Consider the following 26,662-nt stretch of genomic DNA (forward strand, 5'->3'; position numbering starts at 1 on the left):
CGATATCTAAACCGATTGTAGTAATCTTCATAGGTGGACCCGTCCTCTTTCTGATGAGTTTTAGCGACTACATCGTGGCCCATTGCGAGGCCGATTTAAAGTGGATGGGTCCATTCCATTATCCATGTCATCGCGGCATTCGTGAATCCATTCACATCAGACAGGCGGCCCTACATCCACGGATGGACTCGCTGCGGATCTTCGAGCAAATGCATAGCTTACTCTCGGTAGGAGCAGCATGTTTGCCCGTCACTCAAAAATTTTCTCTTTTCTTATCTCAACGTATTCCTAGTTTTTAGATCTTCATATATTAAAATCATATTCTTACAAAATAGGGGAGTGCGATAAGGGCGATGCCGATGGCGATAAGTAGCGCGAGATTGGTGACAAAATAAGGGTAAATCATCAGGGTGAGGCCGACGGTCAGAGGGATGGGGGCGGCTTGGCGCTTGCCGTAGGTGAAAAAGCCAAGACCAAAGAGGCCAAAGACTAAACTCCATAACAATATTGCTGGATTATCAAACACCTTGAGTTCCTCTGTGATTAGCCTTGGTAAGCGCTGACCTGTTACTGTGTCATATTGGTCAAACGATGAGCTAGTGCTGCGCCGCTGAATTGAGTCTACTGCTAAATATCCCTTGGCGTAATTAAGCTTTATTCATCTTAATCGTTGTGTTAATCCGCTATTTTAGTGCGCTGTTTTATTTACATTTTAATACAGCGAGGATTCAGGTTATAGCTCATATAACTCTAGGGGTAAGTCGTCTGGATCGCTAAAGAAGGTGAACTTTTTGCCTGTGTATTCGTCGATGCGGACGGGTTGGACGGCGATATCATGGGCCGTAAGATGCTCGATCGCCGTTTCAATCGATGCGACGCGAAAGGCGAGATGCCTAAGGCCGCATGCTTCGGGATAGCTAGAGCGTTTGGGAGGATTGTCGAAGGAAAACAACTCGATTTGACTCTTATTCGGTAGTTGTAAATCGAGTTTGTAGGACTGGCGCGCCTCACGATAATGCTCTGCAAGCACACTAAGGCCAAGAATAGTCACATAAAAGTGTTTGGACTTTTGATAGTCACTGCAAATAATCGCTGCATGGTGAATGCCGAGTAACATGGTTTGCCTCTGTGCTGTTTAACTGATGTTTACGCTAGTGTGTTTTAAAAAAGCCAGAGTCACAACTAAGTGTGACTCTGGCGCTAACCTAAGATTTTTATCTTACTTTGCTATCTGGCTAATGGACGAGTTCAAATATCGCGGAGGAGAGAGGTGCTAGCTGCAATTTAACTTGTCCTTCACCTTGTTCGACAACCAACTGCGCCTCATGGTCTTCCAGTAAATCCTTAAGCGGATAGGTTGCATCGGTTAACTGCCATTGCGCAATCAGAGATTGGGGCAGTTTAAGTGAAAATGACTTGGCTTGGGTTTGACTAAAGTTACTGACAATAATCAGCTTTTGGCCTTTGTTAGCGGTGGTATTGGCCTCAAAGCGGACAAAAGCGAAGGTTGCGTCATCATAACTCGTTGCGCTGCCATTGATTGTCTTATTGTTGGCCTTATTGCTAGGCTTTGCGGCCGATACCGCGCTACGGTTGGCTGCATCTAGCGAGTCATATTGCCCTAAGAGCGCGGGCGCATTCTGCCCCGTACTGAGGTTCAATAATTTTTGGTAATAGGTGCGCAGCGCGACTTCTGCTGGAGTAGATTGGCCGCCATCAAATTTACCTTGATTCATCCAGCGCTGATGGGCGGGGACGCCCGCATAATCAAAAATACTGGTGCGCGAAGCATGGCCAAAGCCTAGGTTTTGCGTCGCCGCTTCTCCTACTTCTTGACCAAAATAAATCAAGGTAGGTGAGGTACTTAAGGTTGCTGACACCACCATGGCGGGCAGGGCGTAGCGGGGATCGACCGCATCCGTTGAGGTGTTACCAGTTAAGGCGCCTAAGAAGGCGGCATTAGCGATGCGCTGCTCGTCGTGGTTTTCTAAAAAATGCAGCATATGCGAGTCGATATCTTGCACTTTGGCCTGATCTGCGGCGATCTGCGCGGTACTTTTTTGCCCTGCCATAATGGCTTTGAGGGTGTCGTAAAGATCGACCTTGTCGTAGAGGTAATCCATTTTGCCGAGCTGAATATAGTCGCGATACATCGCTGGGTTATAGACCTCAGCTAAGATAAAGGCTTCGGGATGGCTATGTTTTATATGACTATTTAAATAGCTCCAAAACTCGACGGGCACCATTTCGGCCATATCGTAACGAAATCCATCGACTCCCATCGCTAACCAATACTGGGCAATTTGATTGAACTTGATCCAAGAGTTAGGTAATTCACGGGTTCGTTGTTGCCAGAAATCGTAGTGCAGCTCGGCGCCGAGGGTGGCATAGCGTAGTGGCAGTGCGGGGAAATCATGGCTGCCATCGGGGCGGACACCGTAATTGATTTTAACGGTTTCATACCAGTCGTTCATATCTGGCTTGGCAAGGCGTGAGCCATTGCCCGTCGATTTGGCGGGGATCTCTTCAAATTGACCATCACTTAGGGGATGCGATTCGCCGCCTAACGGTTTGAGGCTCTCTGGTAAATCTGGCACTTGAAAGCCAGAGGATTGCTTTTTATCAGTCACATAGTAAAAGTTATTATGCTTTGCATATTCAAGGGTTTGGTTATCGTCTTCACCAAAATCGCGCACGCCCTCGGGCTTAGTGATGGAATGGTAATTACGCGCCACATGGTTAGGGACTATATCGATAATCACCTTTAAGCCTTGCTTGTGGGTGCGCTCGATAAGTGCCTGAAACTCCTGTAAACGCTTGGCGGGATCGACCGCTAAATCGGGGTTTACGTTGTAATAATCTTTAACCGCATAGGGCGAGCCGGCGCGACCTTTAACCACATCGGGATCATCGTGACTAACGCCAATCGCACTGTAATCGCCAATTAAGGCATGGTGTGGTACACCCGTATACCACACATGGGTAACGCCTAAGTCTTTGATACTTTTGAGCGCTGTGTCATCAATATCATTAAATTTACCCACACCGTTTTCGCTAATCGTGCCCCAAGGTTTATTGGTGGTGTTTTTATTGCCATAGAGTCGGGTAAAAATTTGATAAACAACGGGTTTAAACTTATATGCTTGCTCAGCATTATGATCGGCTGGCAGGATTTCACCTTCGTCGGCATTTAGATTGGCAGGCACAGTTTTAGCCGCCACTGCATCTAACGCCGTTACTTGAGTGCTGATTGCTGGTGTGGTCATGGTGCAAAAGGTGCTAATGCTGCTGAGTGCCAGTATGCTAAATCCCTGTTGCCAGCGATAAGCGCGACGTTTGCTGCTGTTAGATAATATAAAATTCAACCTAGGTTCCTTTACTGACTTGGCGGCCAAACTGTGGTTTGGCCGCGCTGTTAGCTAAGTTTGCTATTGAGTATGGGTTATTGATGATTGAGTTCAAGCAGCATAACGCCAGCATTGGGCAGAACAAGTGATTGATTCAGCTTGAACTTATCCTCCGAGAAGACAGAAATAGCAGAGCTATTGCCTGCCAATACCTTGTTAAATCGGCTTAAATCGAGCGTTTGTGCTTGGTCATTCTTGTTGTAAATCACCATCACTTTATCTGCATCGGCTTGGTAGCAGGCATTGCCCGCGAGGGCATGTTTTGCAGCACACCGAAATTGCACATAAATGCCGTTTTGCGGCACAAAGTGCAGTAAATCGCCCGTTTGCAGCACGGCTGAATGCTTACGGTAATTGAGTAGGGTGCGCACAAACGCAAGTGCTTGCTGCTGTTTTGCATTTAGCCCTTTACCGCTAAAACCGTTGACTTTGCTATTGGTAAAGCCACCCGGAAAATCACTACGCACTACACCGTCGTGGCGATCTTTGGTCGGGCTGGTCATCAATACTTCGGTACCGTAAAACAGCTGTGGAATGCGTTTGGCCGTTAACACATAGGTGAGGGCCATTTGATACAGCGGCAGGTTTTCTTTAAGCAGACTATAAATCCGATTGGTATCGTGGTTACCTTCAAAGAGGACTAACTGGCTTGGGTTCGCATATACCACATCGTTAGCTAACATCTCGTAAAGCTTGATAAAACCAGTATCCCAGCCTTCTGGCTCGTTCAGGCTTTCAAGCAGCTTTTCATAAAGTGGAAAATCCATCAGGCTCGGCAAATCTGAGGTATAGCCATCGGCATTGATTTTGCCTTTTTGCCAATAGGAGACGGTATTGGGATTGGCGGTCCATTCTTCTCCGACAATATTAAAATGCGGGTATTCCGCCATTAAGGCTTTTGACCATCGGGCTAAAAAGGCTTTATCGGCGTAGGAGTAAGTGTCTTCACGAATGCCCGAAAGCCCCGCGTATTCCACCCACCAAATGCTGTTTTGAATAAGGTAAGTCGCAAGCTTTGGATTGCGTTGATTAAGATCGGGCATCGAATCTACAAACCAACCGTCGACAAAATCCCGTTTATCCTGCATGTCGGCGTAGGGATCTTGCACTGTGGTGCGTCTATGGCTGGTAAAACTCGGACTGGTAAAGCTCGGGCTGGTAGAACTGGCCGCAGGAGCCGTTTGGGTGTCAGTGACATTGGTTTGCTGTGGGTAATTGAGCCAGTCACTGCTCGGTAAATCCTTTAGCCACCAATGATTTGAGCCAATATGGTTAAGCACAACGTCTTTAATTACGCCTAGGCCACGTTGTTTGGCCTCCGTGACTAACCTTTGGTAATCCTGATTGTTGCCAAAACGCGGGTCGACCCGATAAAGATTAGTAATGGCGTAACCATGATAGGAGTACTGGGCTTGGTTATTTTCAAGCAGTGGGTTGATCCACAGCTGAGTGACGCCCAGTTTGGCTAAGTAATCTAAGTGCCGGCGAATACCTTCGATATCGCCGCCATGGCGACCATCGGAATTTTCTGGCGCCGCATGCTCGAGCATATCGGCTTGATTATCATTGCTTGGGTTGCCATTGGCGAATCGGTCTGGGGTGATAAGGTAAATCACATCTTTATTGCTAAAACCTTGGCGCTCTCGGCTGCCATCTGCCCGCGCAGCTAAAGTGTAGGGCAGTTGGAAGAGCTGCTTGTCGCCAGTGAGAATGCGGATATCAAAGGTCTGCGGTTTAGCTTGGCGCAAATCTAAATTGATGAACAAATAATGGGGATTATCCGTCTGTTCAATCCCTTCAAACACCACATCTTGGCCAGCTATCTCAACCTTAAGCTGCGTTGCATCCGAGGGTAGGGCGCTGCTGTGTAGCATTAATTGCAACTTAGGATTATGCATGCCCGCCCACCAAGAGAGCGGTTCGAGAGTTAAAGGAGCTGTTGAATTGACTTCATTAGCACTGAGATTGGCTGATAATAACGCTGCAGAATCAATTGTCCCTGCTTGAGTATTCCAACTGATTAAAAGGCTAATACTGAGTAGTAAATGTCGCTGTGTTAAGATCATAATTGTTCCTTATTCAGTGCCAAGTAAGTCAAGTATTTACACTTTTAGGCTATTTTACTTGATGAGGCTTAAGATATCTGTGCGAGATATTGTTCATGGGTCGGCATATTACTCACGGTATTATTGATTATCACTTTGATATTGCTTATAAATTCAGTTAAAGCCTCTGGGGCGATAGTGTTTGCGAGAGGATTATAATCTGTAGGGATTATTCCCTGTCCTAACATCACTTGAACCCAAGCCGCTTCGGTAAAGAGTTCATCCTTGTGCCTAAAAATAGCGCCCGTTTCGCTAAAAAGGCTGATTTTCTGTTGCAAGCTTTCAGGTATCTGCATTTGCTGACACGCGCTCCATAGCGTGTCGGTATCTGAGTTTGAACGTTGGTTTAGGTAATAGTGCAGGATAATAAAGTCGCGAATTTGTTCGAATTCGAGCTGAGATTGCCGGTTAAACTCATCCACAGTTGCTTGGACTACACCTTGGTGGGGAAACAATTTAGTTAAGCGAATGATGGCCGATTGCACTAAATGAATGCTTGTAGATTCAAGAGGTTCTAAAAAACCACTTGAGAGACCTATAGCAACACAATTATGCTGCCACTGTTTAAGCCTACGGCCAGGAATAAAGGATATTTTTTTCGGCTCAGCGAGAGGTTTACCTTCAAGTGTCGACAGTAGTTTTGCTTTTGCCTCGTCATCACTCATATAGCGGCTGCTATAAACGATGCCATTTCCTGTTCTGTGTTGTAGCGGGATCCGCCATTGCCAACCAGCCTCATGGGCAATCGAGCGCGTGTAGGGTTTTATTACACCACCTTTTTCACTGGGCACGGCGAAAGCACTGTCGCACAGTAGCCAATCTTGGTAACTCTCATAGCCAACATTAAGTGTTTTTCCTATTAATAGGGCAGCAAATCCTGAGCAATCAATAAAAAAATCACCGTGAACAGATTTACCAGACACCAGTGTCAGATTGGCAATATGGCCATTATCTAGGCAATTTACCGCTTCAACTTTACCTTCAATGCGTTTTACGCCAGCTTTTTCGCTGTATTGTCGTAGTAACTGAGCGTAGCAAGCAGCATCGAAATGATAGGCATGGGTTATACCCGCCAAAGGTGAATGGGGGATTTGTTCAAGTGATTGGAATTTATTACTGATCGCGGCTCGATAATTGAGGGAATAATCCCAAAATGCGCTTATTTCCTGTGGTTTAGCACTTAGCCAATAATGGTGAAATTGCGTAAATCCTATATCTTTACCAATATTGCCAAAGGCATGCATATAGTTATCACCCTGTTTGCCCCAGTGTTCAAATTGAATACCGAGCTTAAAAGTGGCGTGGGTCGCTTTGATAAATTCGTTTTCGGGGATCCCTAGAACACTGTTGAATAATTGCAGTGGTGGAATAGTGGCCTCACCTACACCAATGGTGCCAATATCTTCTGACTCTACGAGAGTAATGCTAAGGGTATGTTTAAATAATTTTGCTAATAATGCGGCCGTCATCCAACCCGAAGTGCCGCCACCTACAATGACAATATCTTTGATTTGACTCATGATCTAAGCCCTTTAGTTGATGTTTAAGGCTGATGACTCAATGGGAAATTACTGATAATTGAACAATAAAGAGAAAAGCCTCTGCATTAGATTGCAGAGGCTTGGTACGTAAACGATTAGAACTTGTAGTTAGCGCCTAACATAAAGTTACGACCATAGTTTTGATAATCACGCACTAAACGTTGATCAGAACCGAAGTAAGACGTAAAGGGTTCATTGGTTAAGTTGTTGACTTGGAAAAGAACTGACAGACCATACAATGATTCAATTCCACTTTCGCTAAAGTCATAGCTGACTTGGGCATCGACCACTGTTTCCGCTTTAATGTTGACGTTTTCACGTTGCAGACTGATCTTAGTTACTTCACCGAGGAAGTCACTGCGGTAACGTGAGCTGATACGCGCTTCAAAGCCTGAGTTTTCATAATAAACTGTGGCGTTAAAGGTTTTTTCAGACAAGCCAGGCAGGGTTGTGGGTTCGCTCGTTGGTGTTTCTTTCACTTCACTGTCATTGTATGAACCACTCAGTACAGTACCAAAGCCACCGAGCACATCAGCGAACATGCCAAAATCTACTGAAACGGCAGCCTCAATTCCTTGAACATAACCTCCTTCACCATTTTGAGGTTGGTCGATATTACCAATCGGGTTGTCTGTTGGCTTTTGTGGGAATAGGGTGCTGAAATCAAATTCGGTAAATTGATTGTAAACGTAGTTTTCAAGATCCTTATAGAATACGGCGACCGAGAAATACCCTTGATCACTGAAGTAGTTTTCATAACCTAAATCATATTGACGGGCTAACCAGGGACGAAGTTCAGGGTTACCCGCGTTACCATTCCAGTTAAGATTGCCACTACTTGGATTGGCTGTATAACTGTAGTTCAGGTTGGCATTCATTTTATCCATACGTGAACGGGTTAGTGTACGCGCAGCTGCAAAACGCACCACTTGGCTATCGGCCACTTCAAAACTTAAGTTCAAGCTTGGCAGCCATTCAACGTAGGAGTCACCCGCGGTGCGTGGTGTTAAAATTACTTTGCCGGCTTCTACAGTGGAAACAGTCCCATCCGACGACTGATCAGTATGAACTGCCTGAAGGCCGGCGTTACCCGTGAATGGAATACCAAAGACTTCAGATTCAAGATTTGCTAATACGTAACCCGTAGTAACTTTTTCCTGTACCGCCCAAGAATTAGTCGCGCGGCTTAAATCCACACCGGCGACGTCTGTTTCGATATAGTTGCCATCGTTGTAGAACGCTAAAGAGTCATAACTTAGCACATTGCCCATGCCAAAGAAGGCGAGGGAGGTCGGATCGAGTAAATACTTATCGGGTACTGTCATGGTGTAATCGGCAGAACCATCATAGCCTTTGAGCGTTAAATAATAACCTTTGTCGACTTTGGTTTTATCACGATCGGTCCGGTTTACACCAAATTCTATACTGCGAACTGCGCCACCATCGAGAATGTATTCGGCACTGAGACGCAAAGAGGTGAGTTCATCTTCAATTTCAGGCTTGTTAATAAAACCATCCTGAGTATTGGCGCCAAGCGGGCTGCCCCAACCGAGAGGGTCACCAAGTTTGATTAGGTTTTTATCTGCATAATCAAGATTATGATCAAAAACATATCCGCCTTTACCATTGTAGGCAAAGCTTAAGTCATCAACAGCGCCAACACCTGTACCGCGACCAGTGCCTGAGTAGCTCTCCATACCGATGTCGGTACGATTTGCCTTAGAGAGTGACACGTCAGCTTCAAGGTTCCAACTATCATTGACGCTGAATTTGTTGTTCCAACCGAGGGATAAAGAGTCCGCGTCACGTTTGTTGACATCGTTACGTACAACCACTTCAGCGCCTTTGATTACACCTTCAGTCACCAGACCATCGACAGTCGTAGTGGCAACAACGCCGCCATTGGTGCCCCAAGCAGCAGGGATTTCAATACCACGCAAACGTTGGTCATCTACAAATTTTGAGTAATAGACATCCAATGTAGAATGGAATCGGTCGTTTGGTGCATACTCAACCACAGCCAGTAGGCCATCACGCTCTAATTCACTCGAGCGAACAAAGGGTTTTGCACCACCTAATACACTGTCACCATTAGCATTATCTGGATAACCCCAGGCTTGCCAACGTTCTTCTTGGTTGGGAGACATCATGCGGGCATAACCAATGGCGACACCTAAGGTATCATCGGCAAATTGGTCAATATAAGAAATACTTCCGCGGTAACCTTTGTCGTCGGAGCCACTGTTGAGTGCGCCCAGGTCGTTCATTTCACCGCGCACTGCTACTGCAATCGTTTGTTCACCATGTGAAAGAGGGCTAATGGTTTGCATATCAACGGTACCGCCAATAGCTTGTGCCATTACCGATGCATCTGGTGTTTTGTACACGACGACACGGTTAAGTAATTCGGATGGATATTGGTCAAACTCAACACTGCGGTTATCGTTAACTGAGGCTTGTTCACGACCATTGAGTGTTGCTGTGGTAAAATCGGGTCCCATTCCGCGAATCGAAATCACGTTTGCACGACCATCTAAACGTTGTGCAGATACACCAGGAAGACGGGCAAGCGATTCGGCAATACTCACATCAGGTAACTTACCAATATCTTCAGCAGAAATCGCTTCAACGATAGAAGAAGAAGACATTTTTAACGATTGGGATTCTTGCAAGCTACGGCGAATACCAGTCACCTGAATGACTTCTATATTTTCGTCTTTGGTTGCTGTCGATTGTGCAGTAGTATCATCTGCTGCGTAGGAGTGCATACTGGCGCCTGCAGCAACAAGTGCTAAGGTCAGCAAGCTGGGTTTAAATCGCATCATTTCTATCTTCCCCTTGAAGTCGCTTTTAACCGCTTATGTAGAGCGTTTTATCGTTATTACCGCATTGTTTTTGCGGCCTTTTTTGGTATTTCGGCGCTTAATTGACTGCATAAGTGCTGCGTTTATGACCAAATTGTTATGCAACGGTGAAGATACTACTCCCGCTAATCTTGGGGTCACAATATAGTGCATACGTATTCAATAGCTCATGCACCCGCTAAAACTGGGGTTATGGGGAAAAAAAGTCCAATTTTATCTCCAGCAAATTTAGTATAACACAATGTTAATAAAGGGTTATTTTGTTATTGGTTAGACAGGTCTGATGATAGTGCGCTTTGCATACGTATGCAGGTGTATTGAACCTTATTTCCTTCTTCACGTATGCTCGCTGTCACAAATACAAGCCGTAGCGCCTTTACTCCGCAGTAACATTGCTGTAACTGCCTGTTAGTGAGTTTTTGGGTTAGCTCGCTGAAGAATAAGGATAAAGGGGCATTATGAGTGAGTTAACCTGGTGGCGTGGCGCCGTAATTTATCAAGTCTATCCACGCAGCCTTTTAGATACCAATGGTGATGGCGTAGGCGATCTTCGCGGGATCATCACTAAGTTAGATTATATTGCCAGCCTGAATGTGGATGCCATTTGGATTTCACCCTTCTTTAAATCCCCTATGGCCGACTTTGGTTACGATATTAGTGATTATCGCGAGGTCGATCCTTTATTCGGTTCGATGCAGGATTTCGATGAGCTGATTGAAAAAGCCCATCAATGCGGTATTAAAGTCATTATCGACCAAGTGTTAAGCCATACCTCGGATCAACATGCGTGGTTTATCGAGAGTCGTGAGAACCGTACCAATCCTAAGGCCGATTGGTATGTGTGGGCGGATCCGAAGGAAGATGGTACCGCACCCAATAATTGGCTAGCGATCTTTGGTGGTTGCGCTTGGGAGTGGGAACCGCGCAGGCAACAATATTATCTGCACAACTTTTTGCGCAGCCAACCCGACATAAACTTCCACAATCCTGAAGTACGTCAAGCCGTGTTAGATAATGTGGAGTTTTGGCTGAAGAAGGGCGTCGATGGTTTCCGCTTAGATGCCATTACCTTCTGTTATCACGATGAGCAGCTTCGTGATAATCCGGCAAAACCCAAGGATAAACGCCAAGGGCGGGGATTTAGTGAAGATAATCCCTATGCCTATCAGTACCATTATTACAATAACGATCGCCCACAAACGATTCAGTTTATTGAAGAATTACGCCAACTTATCAATCGTTATCCAGGCGCTGTGACCTTAGGTGAAGTTTCTGCTGAAGACTCACTCGCTGTAATGGCTGCCTATACCAAGGGCGAAGATCGCTTACACATGGCTTACAGTTTTGAGTTGCTGACCGATGACTACAGTGCCACTTATATTCGCCAAACGGTAGAAGCGCTGGAAGGCAGTATTGGCGATGGCTGGCCCTGCTGGGCAATCGGTAACCATGATGTGCAGCGGGTAGCGAGCCGTTGGGGGCGCGGTAAGCAAATACCCGATATGGTGAAAATGCTTAATGCGATGCTTTGTTCGCTGCGTGGCAGTGTCTGTAGTTATCAAGGGGAAGAGCTTGGCTTAACCGAAGCACCAATTGAATTCCACGAGTTACAAGACCCTTTCGGCAAAACCTTCTGGCCGATGTTTAAGGGGCGAGATGGTTGCCGTACTCCCATGCCATGGGAGCAACATGCAGATTTTGCAGGCTTTAGTCAAGTAACCCCTTGGTTACCAGTGACAAGCGAGCATCGAGCTCTGGCTGTTGATGTACAAGAAGCTGACCCCGCATCTATGTTACATAGCTATCGTCAGTTCCTTGCATGGCGCAAAGGTTATCCTATTTTGATTGAAGGGGAGATTGAGTTTCTCGATGCGCCAGAGCCGTTATTGGTGTTTGTGCGTAAACTTGGGGAACAGAAGCTATTGGTTTGCTTCAACCTATTAGACTCTGAGACTCAGTTGTCGCTAGCAGGGCTTAAGTTACAGCAAGAATTAACCGGACATGGTTTAAAAACCGCACACTTGCAGGGTGATAACTTGATATTTTCAGCCTATGCCAGCTTCTATGCACTATTGGTCTAGTTGGTTGTATAAGTTAGCGGTCTTCCTGCTATGGCCTCAAACAAGCAGTGACAACTCGATTGTTACTGCTTGTTGTTTTACGCAAACGCCTAAGGGACATACCCTTTAGATAATAAAAACATGATTAGAGAGCACAACTATGGCGTCATCTATTAACACCAGCAGCCACACGACCAGCGTCAGCGGATCGGATAATGGCAACTACCGTTTTGCGCTAGTATCACTGACTTCACTGTTTTTTATGTGGGGATTTATCACTTGTTTAAACGATATTCTGATCCCCCACCTAAAAGCTGTTTTTTCACTCAATTACACCCAAGCGATGTTGATCCAGTTTTGTTTCTTTGGGGCTTATTTCTTGGTGTCTATTCCAGCTGGCCAACTTGTTAAACGACTTGGCTACCAAAAAGGGATTGTCACAGGCTTAGTGATTGCCAGTATCGGCTGTGGCTTGTTTTATCCTGCCGCATCCCTTGCAACCTACGGTTTATTTCTCGGCGCACTTTTTGTGCTTGCCTCAGGCATCACCATTTTACAGGTGGCAGCCAACCCCTATGTCAACGCCCTTGGTAGCGCAGAAACTGCATCGAGCCGTTTAAACCTGACACAAGCTTTTAACTCACTTGGCACCACAGTTGCGCCGTTTTTTGGCTCGATTTTGATTTTATCGGTGGCGGCAACGGCGTCTTCTGAATTAGCGCAAGCCAATGCCGAGGCGGAAGTCGTTAAACTGCCTTACTTGTTGCTCGCCGCAGCTCTTGCCGTACTTGCCATCATTTTTGCTAAGTTAGATTTGCCGGTGATCCGTGAACATACTGAAACAACTGGTGGGGTTCAAACCCATTTAGGTAAAACCAGCGCACTACAAAGCACGCATTTAGTGCTGGGCGCAGTGGGGATTTTTGTCTATGTGGGCGCTGAGGTTTCTATCGGTAGCTTCTTAGTCAACTTCCTTGGTGAATCACACATAGTCGGTATGCCAGAAGAACAAGCGGCCCATTACATCGCCTATTACTGGGGCGGCGCGATGGTCGGACGTTTTATTGGCTCGGCTGTGATGCAAAAAATCCCCGCAGGCACAGTGCTTGCATTCAATGCCTTTATGGCGGCATTGTTAGTGTTGGTGGCCATGACAACCAGTGGCAGCATTGCCATGTGGGCGATTTTGGGCGTGGGATTATTTAACTCAATCATGTTTCCGACCATTTTCAGCTTAGCACTGCGAGATTTAGGTCCCCATACTTCTCAGGGTAGCGGTATCCTCTGTTTGGCCATTGTGGGGGGAGCGATTGTGCCATTATTGCAGGGCGTGTTAGCCGATAACTTAGGCATCCAACTGGCATTTATTCTGCCTGTGGTGTGCTACGGTTTTATTCTATTCTATGGTGCTCGGGGCTCTAAAATGTAATAGCATTTGAGTGTTTTATGAAAGCGATCCCTGTGGATCGCTTTTTTATTAGGCTTTTGCAGTGCTTAATAGCAACTGAGCATCTGTTTACTTGCGTATTCGTGCCTGACCTCCTATGATCCCTCGGTTTTATTACTCACGGTGACCTGTAAATGTTGAATTCTCCGCTTTCTGCCAGCTCGAATGAATTAGTGATCAATATCTTAGCTATGGTGCTAAGCGAAGGAAAACCCTTAGACCGGGCTTATTCTCAGCATTTTTCAGGATTAAAGTTAGTACCCGCCGAGCAGGCGCGGATCGCGACTGTAACGGGCGATATTCTACGCCGCTTAAATCTTTACTGTTTCTTAGCCGACATCAAGCCGGAAGAAATGGCGCGTTTAGGCTCAAAGCTACTTAATGTGTGGCACTTATTTCACGCGCTGGAACTGCCTAAAATGCAGTACTCACTGCCAGTGGATACTGATGATTTAGCCGCGCGTATTGAACAGGCTAAAACTAACCCCGTACTTTGGGACGGTTGCCCGGAATGGTTAGATACCATGGGACATGAGCAGTTGGGGGCTTCGTGGGAAAAAGAGCGCGCGGCCTTAAGCACGCCACCTAAACGTTTCCTGCGGGTTAATGGTTTAAAAGTCACCCGTGATGAATTAACGCAAAAATTAGCGGCCGAATTTGTCTCAACTCAAGCGGTCGAAAGCGTTGATTCTGCCCTTGAAGTGACATCGGATTCGGCACTGTTTCGTACTAATAGCTTTAAAGATGGCTTATTTGAGCAGCAAGATGCGGGCTCACAACGGGTAGCCGCTGCGCTCGATGCCAAACCGGGTATGCGAGTGATTGATGCCTGCGCTGGTGCTGGCGGAAAAACCTTGCATATTGCTGCACAAATGCAAGGTAAAGGGCGTTTGTTAGCGATGGATGTGGAGCAATGGAAACTCGACAATCTGAAAGAGCGCGCCCGTCGTAATGGTGCCCACAATATTGAAACACGGTTAATTGTCGGTTCTAAAACCATTAAACGCTTAAAACTTAGCGCCGATCGCGTCCTGCTCGATGTGCCCTGTTCTGGCCTTGGGGTATTAAAGCGTAATCCCGACGCCAAATGGCGTGATACCGCTGAACGTTTACCTGTGTTGATGGAACTGCAAAAGCATATTCTCAGCAGTTACAGTCGCATGGTGAAGGTCGGTGGCATTGTGGTGTACGCGACTTGCTCGATTTTCCCCTGCGAAAACCGCGGTCAAGTGGATGCCTTTTTAGCTGAAAATCCCAATTTCCGTTTACTCGAGGATGAAACGATCAGTCCAGCCGATACTGGTTTTGATGGTTTTTATCTCGCAAAGCTTGAACGCATTCAAGAATAAACCGCAGTATATTCGCCTAATTTCCTAGAGGGTTGACGCTTCGAGATTACATGAATGTGCCCTTGCTAGAGCATGCTCGCGAAATGCGCTGTGATGTATGGTTGTTCCTATGGGAGGTCGAGTGGTTTTAAAAGACTTTAGTGTAGGGACTTGCAACCCAATTGCGGCAAAAATAATCCTTTAACGTCAATATTCCTTAGACTAAAGCAACCTTTGGTTACACATCGAAAGGTTGCTTTAGCTTGTTTATACTCCTAAAATTCACTTCTCATTTACAAAGGTTAATCACCTTAGTAATGTCGTTAACTTACACGCTAACTGACAAGGGTACTATGGACGAAGGAATGCAGGTTGTAGGTGCGGTTGATAAGTTAAGTGCCCCGTTTAATCAAAACGTTAGCCTCGAGTGTTACAACGGTATTCTTTCAATGCTGCTCAATGGTGCGCCATTGGCAGAAATTCTCCATGCCTTAGTGTTAAAAATTGAAGATCAACGCCTTGGTACCCACGCCTCGGTCTTATTGCTCAGTGAGGACGGTAAAAGAGTGCTCATGGGGGCCGCACCCCATTTACCTGATAGTTATAATCAAGCTATCCATGGCGTCGAAATTGGCCCTGAGGCTGGTTCCTGTGGTACTGCGGCCTATACGGGGGAAAGGGTGATTGTTGAGGATATCGAACATCATCCTTATTGGGCCTTGTATAAATCCTATGCACTTGTTCATGGATTAAGAGCTTGTTGGTCTGAACCTATTAAAGATTCTCAAGGTAAGGTGCTTGGCACCTTTGCAATGTATTACAAAGTCATTAAATCCCCAACAGCTGCGGATTTAACCTTAATCGCTGAGGCAGCAAGATTAGCGAGTTTAGCGATAGAACGTAGTCGATCGCTGGAGTTTCAGCGTCTTGCAGTGAAAATATTTGATCGTTTACCCCTAGCACTGGTGATCACTAATGAAAAGCATTCGGTACTTTATGCCAACGATGCTTTTAAACTGATGGTTTGGCCACAGCCTGAGCCTATTTTAGATTTTAATCCTGAGCTGTTTTTCTCTCCCTCTGAGCCCCATGAAATTGCTTCCCTCTTTAACCATCTCTCTGAGGGGAAGATGTGGCAGGGTGAACTGGTAGGTCTGCGGAATAATGGTGAAACCTTTTACCTCGATTTAACCGTAACGGTTTTTCGTGAACCCCATAGTACAGATAATGGGTTTGCGTGGTTATTTTCTGACGTCAGTGAGCGTAAAAAAGCGGCTCAGTTAATCAAATATCAAGCGAATAATGATTCCCTGACGGGACTTGCTAACCGTAATGCCTTGTTTAGACAAATCCAAGAGCTTATTTGTGCCGATAGCCTAACGCCTGGCTTTAGCTTTATGTTGATGGATTTGGATAACTTTAAACAAGTAAACGATACCTACGGTCACGACAAAGGCGATGTCCTCTTAGTGCAGATGGTGGAACAGGTTAAAACTTGTTTGAACGAGCAGGCGGTGTTTGCACGCTTAGGTGGTGATGAGTTCGCCATCCTACTGCCAGGGGTTGTGACTCAAAGAGAACTGTCGCAACTCGCTGACAAGATCAATAAGCAGGTTTATCGACGTTATGAATTATCCCTCGATAAAGGCGTTTATAGCTCAGTGAGTATTGGTATTGCGCGATTCCCTGAAGATGCCCTCGATTTAGAGCAACTGTTAAACTGCGCTGACCAAGCGATGTATATCTCGAAGGCGAATGGCCGTAATAGATATCATTTTTTTACCGAACAAATGCAACAAAATGCAGAGCGTATTGCTAATTTACACACGCTACTTAAGCAAGCATTAGAGCAAAAAGCTTTCGAGTTGTATTTTCAACCGATAGTCGATGCGACAACGGGGCTTATTGTGCGTGCTGAGGTGCTACTGCGCTGGCAGCATGAAGGACAGTTTATTTCCCCCGATGAGTTTATCCCCATTGCTGAAAACAGTGGTTTAATTGTCAATATTGGCCGTTGTGTACGCCAAGCGGTGATGCAAACCATTATTGAAATGCAAGCGCTCGGTTGGCCGATGAGTTTAGCGATTAACGTGTCGACCTTTGAATTTTGGTCTCATGAGTTGCAGGATGAGTTTTGTGATTCGTTCGCCGATATTATTGAAGGTTTAGGGATAGAAGATTTTCCCTATGAGTTGATCACCTTGGAGATCACCGAATCCCTGTTAATGAAAAAACATACTCATTTAATTCAAGTGCTTAATGAGTTACGTGGTCGAGGTATTAACATTTCCCTCGATGATTTTGGCACGGGTTATTCTTCGTTGTCTTATTTAGCGAATTTCCCTATTGATCAAATTAAGATCGACAAGAGCTTTATTGACAGGCTCTCGGAAGGTGAGCGACATCTTGCCTTGATTGAAGCGATAGTACGCTTAAGTCATGCACTTAATCTGCGAGTCACGGCGGAAGGGGTTGAAACTCAAGAACAGCTTAAGGTAATGATGGATAACCATATTCAAGAAATTCAGGGTTATCTATTTTATAAACCCATGCCCAAGGCAGCGTTTTTTGAATTACTGGCGAAACAAGCGGCCATGTCGCCGTGTTGATCATCATCACTATGTATCATCTCAAACAATAAGAGCGCCATTGGCGCTCTTATTGTGACTAAACCTTTCTCTGATTAAGGTGGTTACTTTGCCGCTAACTGGCTGTTAATCACTAAACTTAAGTATTGGGTGAAATCATGCCCATGATTTTGCAGCATCTTAGGGAACATCGAAATGGGCGTCGAACCTGGGAAGGTATTGATTTCGTTCAGCAGGATTTCATTGTCCGCGGTTAAGAAAAAGTCGATACGGGACAGGTGACGTAACTTCATGCCTTTAAAGGCTTTAATCGCATAGGCTCGGATCTGATCGCTGATTTCAGTCGGTACATTTTGCGCGACGACATCGGTTCGCGCCTTACTGTTTTTCGCGTACTTTTCATCGAAGGTGTAGAAGGTATTGCTATCGCAGATGATTTCGCCGGGTAGGGTGGCGATCACTTCACCTTGATATTCGTAAACTGCGACTTCAAGTTCACGGGCTTTAATGGTTTTTTCAACAATCACGTAGGGCGCATAACCAAAGGCATCTTTGAGTATTTCGCTCACTTTGCTAGCCTCATCCACCTTATAGCAACCGACCGATGAGCCTTGAGACGCAGCCTTGACGAAAATTGACCCCCAATTTTCAAGTGCCGCTTGAGTTTGGGCAATGGCTTCATCATCGTATTGATTTAAAAAGATATAAGGCGTGTTGGGAATGCCTAAGGCGCTGAACCACATTTTGGCGGTGATCTTGTTAAAGCAGTTACTGCTCGCTTCGGATTCGCAACCAAAGTAGGGCAGTTGGATAAGATTAAAGTAAGACTGAATGTCGCCTGTCTCACCTGGGTAACCGTGAATGCAAGGGATCACATAATCCACGGGCCAAGGGGCTTTGCTCTCGTCACGAAAGCGGATCTCACGGTTATTGGTCAGCTCGCAGTCATCGCCTGCGGCGGTTTGGTATTGGCCAAATTTATCCAGTACCACACGTAGTACGTTGAACTGTTCTGATTTTGCTAACGAGGTTTCAAAATAATTAGCCGACAGTAGGGAAATATCGTGTTCCGCACTTCCACCGCCGCACAGCAAAAGTAAATTGATCTTTGACATTATGATTCCTCGATTGAGCAAAATGCTGTTGAGTTGCTTCGTGCAACTACGCCACTAACATGCAACTGGGCTAAAAAATAACGACACTGTATTAGCCGCTGCCATCTTAGATTTCTTCGCCCCTAAAGCGCAAGGACTCTGGCTAAGCTGTTTGATTGAGTGATGAATTTTAGCGCAGTTTGACAGCAATAAAAAACGCGCTGTTAGCGCGTTTTAAGGACAACTTTCTAAGAAACGATATTAGAAGTTCGCGGTACGTGGTGCACGTGGGAATGGGATCACGTCACGGATGTTCGATACGCCAGTGACGTAAGACACTAAACGCTCAAAGCCTAGACCAAAACCTGCGTGTGGCACTGTGCCATAACGACGAAGATCACGGTACCACCAGTAATCCTCTTTGTTCAGATCCATTTCTTCTAAACGCATATCCAGCACGTCTAAACGCTCTTCACGTTGCGAGCCACCGATGATTTCACCAATGCCAGGGGCTAACACGTCCATCGCAGCAACGGTTTTACCGTCTTCGTTAAGGCGCATGTAGAAGGCTTTGATATCTTTTGGATAGTTCTTCACAACCACTGGGGCTTTAAAGTGCTCTTCGGCCAGATAACGCTCGTGCTCAGAGGATAAGTCGATACCCCAAGACACTGGGAATTCGAACTCACGGCCACATTTTTGCAGAATATCTACTGCATCGGTGTAGTCCACTTGGGCGAAATCGCTCGAGACGAAGGATTGCAGACGCTCAATTACGGTTTTATCCACGTGTTGGGCGAAGAATTGCAAATCGTCCATACGCTCAGCTAATACTGCGTTGAAGGCGTATTTCAGCATGCCTTCAGCGAGACTGGCGATATCGCTTAAGGTGGCAAAGGCCACTTCGGGCTCAACCATCCAGAATTCCGCTAAGTGACGGCTAGTGTTTGAGTTTTCAGCACGGAAAGTCGGGCCAAAGGTATAGATTTTTGACAGGGCGCAGGCGTAGGTTTCGCCGTTTAATTGGCCCGATACGGTTAAGAAAGCCTCTTTACCGAAGAAATCTTTGTCGTAGTCTACTTTGCCATCACTGGTGCGTGGCAGGTTTTCCATATCCAGTGTGGATACACGGAACATTTCACCCGCGCCTTCACAGTCAGATGCGGTGATCAGCGGTGTAGATACCCACACGAAGCCATTTTCGTGGTAGAAACGGTGAATGGCTTGAGATAAACAGTTACGTACGCGAGCAACGGCACCAATGATGTTGGTACGTGGGCGTAAGTGCGCCAATTCACGTAAATGCTCAATAGAATGACGTTTAGCCGCCATTGGATAAGTGTCTGGATCTTCAACCCAGCCAGTCACTTCAACTTGAGTCACTTGCAGCTCATAGGCTTGGCCCGCGCCTGGAGATTCCACAATCTCACCGGTTACGATCACCGAGCAGCCAGCAGTTAGCTTTAACACTTCGTTGTCGTAATTTTCTAAGCTATTTGGCACGACACCTTGAATAGGATTGAAGCAGGAGCCGTCATAGACTGCCAAAAAAGAGATGCCAGCTTTAGAGTCACGACGAGTTCTTACCCATCCACGTACGGTGACTGTAGAACCGACTGCGTGCTCACCTTTAAATACAGAAGCGACTGATGCAATACTCATTGTTGCTTAGTTCTCCAACGAAACGTTTTATATGAAAATTTTGGAGGTTTATATTACCTTGCTGGTGGCTTTTCTCAAGCTGAAAAAGGTATCCTGAGGTGAATATTACCGCTATTAAGCAATATATACCCAATCAACCACAATCCGACATCTTTAGGTTGTTTGGTTATCGTGCGTTAAACGTTCGGAGGCGATATGAGAAAAGTTAAAATATTCCAGCTCATCCTCGCGACATTATCTATTTTGGGTTGGACATTGGCGGTGTACGCGCTGATGGTGTTTGGCGAGGCTCGCCCCGAACGAGAGGTCGGGTCCTACTTGAGTCGCGGTGAAACCTTCAGGCACTATTGGGACCCAAGCGAAACCGAATTACTGCAATATATCATCTGGGGCTGTGGTGCGATAAGTCTGATAAGTCTAGCGTTTAACTACTATGTTGCCCACCACAGTAAACTGGGTTATTGGTTTAATATTCCCTTGCTGCTGTTAACGTCGTTAGTGGCGGGCTTATATGTACATTTTGTGATTTAAATTATCCAAAAGAGCAATGCGGCTTTACAGCATCTCCTCGGGCAGACTCACATGCCGACAGAGGTGATCGATGATCGCCGCTGTCGCTCCCCAGATAAAACGCTGTTGATACGGGATAAAGTGTACGCTGTAATAACGGCCTTTGCGTAAGAATGCGTTACGATGCCGATGGCTTGGTTCGATAAAAAAACTTAAAGGCACGGTAAAACAATCGGCAACCTCGCCTGGATCGAGTCTTAAGGTAAAATCTTGCTTGATGATCCCGACCACTGGGGTAATTTCAAACCCAGTAAAGGTATTGTGGGCAGGGAAAGTACCTATCACATCCACATTTTCTCGGCAAAGACCAATTTCCTCTTCGGCTTCTCGTAATGCCGCCATAATCGCACTTGGATCACTGGGTTCAATCTTTCCTCCCGGAAAACTGATTTGTCCTGGGTGCGCCCGAAGATGCATGGGTCTTTGGGTTAAAATCAGATTGAGCTCGCCACGGATTTCCTGCAAGGGAATTAACACCGCCGCTTTTCGCAGTCCTTGGTGAGGGAGCGCCGCCGGATCTTGCTTAGCTAATGGGTGTAGATTGAATCTGAGTCTAAATTCCGCTTGATCCATAGGTTTCCCCACTCATTCCTGTCGATTATTGAGGGCTATCTAACAAGGGTAAGATTCGACTGACTTTATCGAAGCTTTCTTGATATTCGGCATCGACATTGGAGTCGGCGACGATCCCTCCGCCAGCCCAACAATAGAGCTTGCCGCGCTCGGCAACAATAGTGCGGATGGTAATGCTTGTATCCATTTGCCCATCTTGGCTGATATAGCCTATTGAACCACAATACAGACTGCGGCGTGAGGGTTCCAGTTCTTCAATAATTTCCATGGCGCGAATTTTAGGGGCGCCGGTAATTGAACCGCCGGGAAAGGCTGCCCGAAGTAAGTCACTGGCGTGGTATTGTGGATCGAGTTTAGCGGTGACGGTACTCACTAAATGGTGCACAGCCGGAAAACTTTCTATGGCAAATAAATGTGGTACTTGCACTGAGCCGGGCGCCGCTACTTTGCCGATATCATTACGTAGCAAATCCACAATCATTACGTTTTCGGCGCGATCTTTAGGGGAGTTGGCGAGTGTTTGTGCCACCTGTTTATCCCGCTCTGGATCGGCATGACGTGGCAAGGTGCCTTTAATCGGTTTGGTTTGAATATCATCCCCGCGCAGCTGAATAAAACGCTCAGGCGAAATCGATAAAATCGCGTTGGCCTCAAGCCGCATAAAGGCAGAGAAGGGCGCCTGATTGGCACTGCGCAGTTTGCAGTAGGCGCGCCATTCATCGCCTTGATACTCAGCTTCAAATCGCTGAGTTAAATTAATTTGATAGCAATCACCGCTTTGTAGATATGCCTGTACTTGATTAAATTTTGAGGTGTACTGGGCTTTGGTGAGTTGCGCCGACCAAGGGCTTGTGAGACTAAACTCAGCCTGTTTTGTGGTGTTGGCTATTTTTGCTTCAATTATGTTCAATTGAGTATCGAGGGCGGCATCGCCTAAATAGTGCACCATAAACCAGCTTTGCTGCTGATAGTCAAAAATCAATGCCCAGTCGTAAAAGCCAATATTCATCTCGCCGAGGTGAATATCCTTAGCCGCTGTGCTGGGTAACTGCTCAATTCGGCGGCCTAAATCATAACTAAAACTGCCCATGGCGCCGCCACTAAAGGGCAAATCGCAGGCAAAAGAGTGTGGATACCAATAGCGCAATAGTTGATTGACCAGCGTAAAGGGATCATCAGTTGCACTCATTGGGGTGGGTATGGTTAATTCGGGCAACTGAATCTGGATATCGGTCAGTTCACCATGGGTGATCAGGGTGGCAATAGGATTTACGCAAATAATATCGAATTTCGCATCCTGATGGGGCGCATTGGCCGAGTCGAGCAAGATGGCCCAAGGCTCGGCTGCAAAGTGTTCGAAGATTGCTGCAGTGCTGAATGTCCAGTCAAGTTGGCGTACTGCCAGCGGTAATGCCGCCCTATTTGCCATCTATTAACCCTATCTAAAAATGTGATGTAGCCCAAAAAGATGGGAAAGAGTATCATATTGGCCCTGAAAGAATTACACAAAAAAACAAGTAAGGCCCTAAAGGCTGCTGGAGCGCACCTACTATGTCATCTCACCATGAAACGTCTGAAAATGTAGTGATTAAACAAGCCGACTTCATTGAAAGTGTGGCCGATGCCCTGCAATACATCTCCTATTACCATCCCAAAGATTTTGTCGATGCCATGAGCGAAGCTTATGAGCGTGAGCAAAGTGCGGCGGCGAAGGATGCGATTGCGCAAATTTTGATTAACTCGCGTATGTCTGCCGAAGGTAAACGCCCACTGTGCCAAGACACGGGTATTGTGACCACCTTCGTTAAGATTGGTATGGGGGTTAAGTGGGACAAAACCGATATGACCGTGCAACAAATGGTCGATGAAGGTGTTCGTCGCGCTTATACCAATCCAGATAACCCACTGCGTGCATCAATTGTGGCCGATCCTGCTGGTAGCCGTAAAAACACTAAAGACAACACCCCATCTGTGGTGCATATCGATATGGTGCCAGGCAATCATGTTGAAGTCGCTATCGCCGCCAAAGGCGGCGGCAGTGAAAACAAAGCCAAGATGGTGATGTTAAATCCATCTGACGATATCGCCGCTTGGGTTGAAAAAACGTTGCCAACGATGGGCGCGGGTTGGTGTCCTCCTGGCATGCTCGGCATCGGTATTGGCGGTACAGCTGAAAAAGCCGCAGTGCTGGCCAAAGAAGCCTTGATGGAAAGCGTGGATATCCATGAGTTAATGGCGCGCGGCGCACAAACTACCGAAGAAAAACTGCGTCTAGACATTTTCGAACGTGCTAACAACTTAGGTATTGGTGCTCAAGGTCTTGGCGGGTTAACCACAGTGTTAGACGTGAAAATCAAGTCTGCGCCGACTCATGCAGCATCCAAACCTGTGGTGATGATCCCGAACTGCGCGGCAACCCGCCACGTTCACTTCCATTTGGATGGAACTGGTCCTGCTGATCTTACTCCACCATCGCTGAGCGACTGGCCAGAAATCACCCGCGAAGTGGGCAGCGATGTGCGCCGTGTTAACTTAGACACTGTCACACAAGCGGATATCGAGCAGTGGAAGAGCGGTGAAACCATTCTGTTAAGCGGTAAAATGCTCACCGGACGTGACGCTGCCCATAAGCGTATCCAAAGCCTGATTGAAAGCGGTGAAGGTTTACCAGAAGGCGTCGACTTTACTGGTAAGTTTATCTACTACGTTGGCCCAGTTGACCCCGTCGGTAATGAAGTAGTGGGTCCTGCTGGACCTACAACCGCGACCCGTATGGACAAATTCACCGATCTGATGCTAGAAAAAACGGGCCTGATGGGCATGATTGGTAAGGCTGAGCGTGGTCCTGCGACCGTTGAATCTATCAAGAAACACAAAGCTGTTTACCTGATGGCTGTGGGCGGCGCGGCTTACTTAGTGTCAAAAGCCATTAAAAAATCCCGCGTGGTGGCTTTTGCCGATTTAGGTATGGAAGCGATTTACGAGTTCGACGTTGAAGATATGCCTGTGACTGTAGCGGTTGACTCAAACGGCGTGAATGCCCATGAAACGGGTCCAGCGATTTGGAAAGTGAATATCGCTAACGCCAAAGCCTAAGCAAATAGCCTTCTTGCAAAAGTGTCGCTTTTTTAAGCGGGATTTGAGCAAGATAGCGAGGCGAGTGGTACTCAATCAGACTATTCTTGATTGACTGACAATTTGTCACAAAAAAATCCGCTCAAGTACGCCTTTTGGCTTGCTTGAGCGTTTTTGTTTCGTTAGTGTGGCAAACTTATCTTCATAGAGACGATTGATGTTCGTTTTGACCGTTCATTCGGTACAACTACCGAATGTGTTTAACAAAAGATGGATATAACAATGAAAATAGCTCCTCTCCTATTGGCGCTTGGCGCGGCAGGTTTGGCCTGCTCTGCCCACGCGGCCGAACCTAAGCCTTTTACTGTGCAACAGCTGGTTAAACTCAACAAATTGCATTCGGCCGTGGTATCTCACGACGGTACAAAACTGGTCTACGGCCTGAAAACCGTTAATAACAAGGGAGAGGCAAGCTCGGATTTATATCTTCTCGATCTGACGCAAGCAGATGCGAAACCGCTGCAGCTCACCTCCGCTGCCGGTACTGAGCACGATGTCAGCTTCGCAAACGATGACAAATCGATTTATTTCCTCGCCAGCCGCAGTGGTTCAAGCCAACTGTTCCAACTGCCATTAACCGGCGGTGAAGCGCAGCAAGTTTCTGATCTGCCATTGGATATTGATGGTTACAAACTCTCTAACGATGGCAAGCAAATCGTGCTTAGTATGCGCGTCTTTCCAGAGTGTAAAGACTTAGCGTGCTCAAAAGACAAGTTTAAGGCTGAAGAGGAGCGTAAATCGACGGGCCGTGAATACAAGCAGTTGATGGTACGTCACTGGGATACGTGGGAAGACCATGCCCGTAACCACTTATTTGTCGGCGCCCTCAACGGTGAGAAGCTGACCAAAGTGGTGGATATCACTCAAGGCTTAGACACCGAAACGCCGCCTAAACCATTCTCAGGCATGGAAGAAGTGACTTTCACCCCAGATGGCCAATATGTGGTGTACAGCGCCAAAGCGCCAAGTAAAGATCAAGCTTGGACCACCAATTACGATTTGTGGCAGGTGAGTGTGAACGGTGGCAAAGCCACTAACTTAACCGCCGATAACATCGCTTGGGACGCCCAGCCAACATTCTCAAGCGATGGTCGTTATATGGCGTACCTCGCGATGACTAAACCTGGCTTCGAAGCTGACCGTTATCGCATTATGCTGCGTGATACCAGCACCGGACAGTCGAAGGAAGTGGCACCGCTGTGGGACAGAAGCCCAAGCTCGCTGATGTTTGCACCGGACAATCGTACTCTGTATGTGACGGCGCAGGACATTGGTCAAGTGTCAATTTTTAAAGTGAATACTCAATTTGGTGATGTGCAGTCTGTTTATAGCGACGGCAGCAATAGCCTGATTGCGATCGCCGATGATCAACTGATCTTCGACAGCAAAACCTTAGTTGAGCCGGGCGATCTGTATCGCATCAACACCGATGGTCAAGGCCTGAAACGTCTAACCGAAGTCAACAAAGACAAGCTGGCCGAAATTAAATTCGGTGAATTCCAACAATTTAGCTTTAAGGGTTGGAACAACGAAGATGTTTACGGCTACTGGATCAAACCTGCCAACTACCAAGAAGGCAAAAAGTATCCGATTGCATACCTAGTCCACGGCGGTCCGCAAGGTTCATTTGGTAACGGTTTCAGTGGTCGTTGGAACGCCCAGTTATGGGCCGGTGCGGGTTATGGCGTTGTAATGGTGGACTTCCACGGTTCAACCGGTTACGGCCAAGCCTTTACCGATTCTATTAGCCAAGATTGGGGCGGTAAGCCATTAGAAGACTTACAAAAAGGTCTGGCTGCGGTGAGCCAACAACAAAAATGGCTCGATCCACAAAATGCCTGTGCCTTAGGTGGCTCTTACGGCGGCTACATGATGAACTGGATCCAAGGTAACTGGAACGATGGCTTTAAGTGCCTCGTTAACCACGCGGGTCTGTTCGATATGCGCTCCATGTACTATGTGACCGAAGAAGTATGGTTCCCAGAGCATGAGTTTGGCGGCACTTATCAGGATAACAAAGCGTTATATGAGCAGTTCAACCCCGTTAACTATGTCGAAAACTGGAAGACGCCAATGCTGGTTATCCATGGCGAGAAGGATTTCCGTGTGCCTTATGGTCAAGGATTAGCAGCATTTAGCTTTATGCAGCGTAAGGGGATTCCATCTGAATTGCTGATTTTCCCTGATGAAAACCATTGGATCTTAAAGCCAGAAAATCTAGAACAATGGTATGCGAATGTGTTCCGTTGGATGGACAGCTGGACGAAAAAGTAATCGAGGATGATGGA

Annotated in this window: 18 protein-coding genes; 8 read left to right on the plus strand and 10 right to left on the minus strand. The window is 46.5% G+C overall.

Annotated features, from left to right (window positions below):
• Positions 1 to 299 (plus strand): hypothetical protein (locus IEY09_RS20290; protein WP_229778033.1); only part of this gene is annotated, 299 nt, incomplete at its 5' end.
• Positions 300 to 316: 17 nt separating this feature from the next.
• Here the strand turns inward: IEY09_RS20290 and IEY09_RS18605 are convergent.
• The 6 genes from IEY09_RS18605 to IEY09_RS18630 form a co-directional block, all read right to left on the minus strand.
• Positions 317 to 526 (minus strand): hypothetical protein, encoded by a 210-nt coding sequence (locus IEY09_RS18605; protein ID WP_188872239.1) that lies wholly within the window; start codon positions 524 to 526, stop codon positions 317 to 319.
• Positions 527 to 733: 207 nt separating this feature from the next.
• Positions 734 to 1,117 (minus strand): SMU1112c/YaeR family gloxylase I-like metalloprotein, encoded by a 384-nt coding sequence (gene gloA2, locus IEY09_RS18610; RefSeq protein ID WP_188872241.1) that lies wholly within the window; start codon positions 1,115 to 1,117, stop codon positions 734 to 736.
• Between the two features lie 118 nt (positions 1,118 to 1,235).
• Positions 1,236 to 3,365: an alpha-amylase family protein gene (locus IEY09_RS18615; protein WP_188872243.1), complete on the minus strand. Its 2,130-nt coding sequence runs from the start codon at positions 3,363 to 3,365 to the stop codon at positions 1,236 to 1,238.
• A 77-nt stretch (positions 3,366 to 3,442) separates the two neighbouring features.
• A complete protein-coding gene (locus IEY09_RS18620) occupies positions 3,443 to 5,473 on the minus strand; it encodes a glycoside hydrolase family 13 protein (protein WP_229778040.1) in 2,031 nt (676 codons plus the stop codon).
• 68 nt (positions 5,474 to 5,541) lie between these two features.
• Positions 5,542 to 7,032 carry a tryptophan halogenase family protein gene (locus IEY09_RS18625; RefSeq protein ID WP_188872245.1) on the minus strand — a complete coding sequence of 497 codons (1,491 nt, stop codon included), beginning with the start codon at positions 7,030 to 7,032 and terminating at the stop codon, positions 5,542 to 5,544.
• Between the two features lie 116 nt (positions 7,033 to 7,148).
• Entirely contained in the window at positions 7,149 to 9,878 is a 2,730-nt protein-coding gene (locus IEY09_RS18630) for a TonB-dependent receptor (RefSeq protein WP_188872247.1), read from the minus strand.
• 497 nt (positions 9,879 to 10,375) lie between these two features.
• On the opposite strand from IEY09_RS18630, the gene IEY09_RS18635 reads away from it, so the two are divergent.
• The 4 genes from IEY09_RS18635 (at position 10,376) to IEY09_RS18650 (ending at position 17,361) form a co-directional block, all read left to right on the plus strand.
• Complete coding sequence (locus IEY09_RS18635; protein WP_037425237.1) at positions 10,376 to 11,998, plus strand: alpha-glucosidase; 1,623 nt, start codon at positions 10,376 to 10,378, stop codon at positions 11,996 to 11,998.
• A 139-nt stretch (positions 11,999 to 12,137) separates the two neighbouring features.
• Positions 12,138 to 13,406 (plus strand): sugar MFS transporter, encoded by a 1,269-nt coding sequence (locus IEY09_RS18640; protein WP_037418202.1) that lies wholly within the window; start codon positions 12,138 to 12,140, stop codon positions 13,404 to 13,406.
• 152 nt (positions 13,407 to 13,558) lie between these two features.
• On the plus strand, positions 13,559 to 14,773 hold the full coding sequence (locus IEY09_RS18645) for an RsmB/NOP family class I SAM-dependent RNA methyltransferase (protein WP_037418205.1): 1,215 nt from the start codon (positions 13,559 to 13,561) through the stop codon (positions 14,771 to 14,773).
• Positions 14,774 to 15,105: 332 nt separating this feature from the next.
• Positions 15,106 to 17,361: a sensor domain-containing phosphodiesterase gene (locus IEY09_RS18650; protein ID WP_188872264.1), complete on the plus strand. Its 2,256-nt coding sequence runs from the start codon at positions 15,106 to 15,108 to the stop codon at positions 17,359 to 17,361.
• A gap of 83 nt (positions 17,362 to 17,444) precedes the next feature.
• On the opposite strand, the gene IEY09_RS18655 is transcribed toward IEY09_RS18650, so the two are convergent.
• Both IEY09_RS18655 and asnS read right to left on the minus strand, forming a co-directional pair.
• On the minus strand, positions 17,445 to 18,455 hold the full coding sequence (locus IEY09_RS18655) for a D-alanine--D-alanine ligase (protein ID WP_188872249.1): 1,011 nt from the start codon (positions 18,453 to 18,455) through the stop codon (positions 17,445 to 17,447).
• Between the two features lie 240 nt (positions 18,456 to 18,695).
• Positions 18,696 to 20,096 carry an asparagine--tRNA ligase gene (asnS, locus tag IEY09_RS18660; RefSeq protein ID WP_037418214.1) on the minus strand — a complete coding sequence of 467 codons (1,401 nt, stop codon included), beginning with the start codon at positions 20,094 to 20,096 and terminating at the stop codon, positions 18,696 to 18,698.
• A gap of 195 nt (positions 20,097 to 20,291) precedes the next feature.
• Here asnS and IEY09_RS18665 point away from each other — a divergent pair, with 195 nt between their 5' ends.
• The gene (locus IEY09_RS18665; RefSeq protein WP_037418216.1) at positions 20,292 to 20,627 is read left to right on the plus strand and encodes a hypothetical protein; all 336 of its coding nucleotides are present in this window, start codon (positions 20,292 to 20,294) and stop codon (positions 20,625 to 20,627) included.
• Between the two features lie 24 nt (positions 20,628 to 20,651).
• Here the strand turns inward: IEY09_RS18665 and IEY09_RS18670 are convergent, their stop codons facing one another.
• Positions 20,652 to 21,239: a CoA pyrophosphatase gene (locus IEY09_RS18670; RefSeq protein WP_037425228.1), complete on the minus strand. Its 588-nt coding sequence runs from the start codon at positions 21,237 to 21,239 to the stop codon at positions 20,652 to 20,654.
• A gap of 25 nt (positions 21,240 to 21,264) precedes the next feature.
• Complete coding sequence (gene pabB / locus IEY09_RS18675; protein ID WP_069455098.1) at positions 21,265 to 22,668, minus strand: aminodeoxychorismate synthase component I; 1,404 nt, start codon at positions 22,666 to 22,668, stop codon at positions 21,265 to 21,267.
• 122 nt (positions 22,669 to 22,790) lie between these two features.
• On the opposite strand from pabB, the gene IEY09_RS18680 reads away from it, so the two are divergent.
• A complete protein-coding gene (locus tag IEY09_RS18680) occupies positions 22,791 to 24,335 on the plus strand; it encodes a fumarate hydratase (RefSeq protein ID WP_037425222.1) in 1,545 nt (514 codons plus the stop codon).
• 261 nt (positions 24,336 to 24,596) lie between these two features.
• A complete protein-coding gene (locus IEY09_RS18685) occupies positions 24,597 to 26,648 on the plus strand; it encodes a dipeptidyl-peptidase 5 (protein ID WP_188872251.1) in 2,052 nt (683 codons plus the stop codon).
• Positions 26,649 to 26,662: the final 14 nt, after the last annotated feature.

The sequence above is a fragment of the Shewanella xiamenensis genome (assembly GCF_014647135.1).
Classification (GTDB): domain Bacteria; phylum Pseudomonadota; class Gammaproteobacteria; order Enterobacterales; family Shewanellaceae; genus Shewanella; species Shewanella xiamenensis.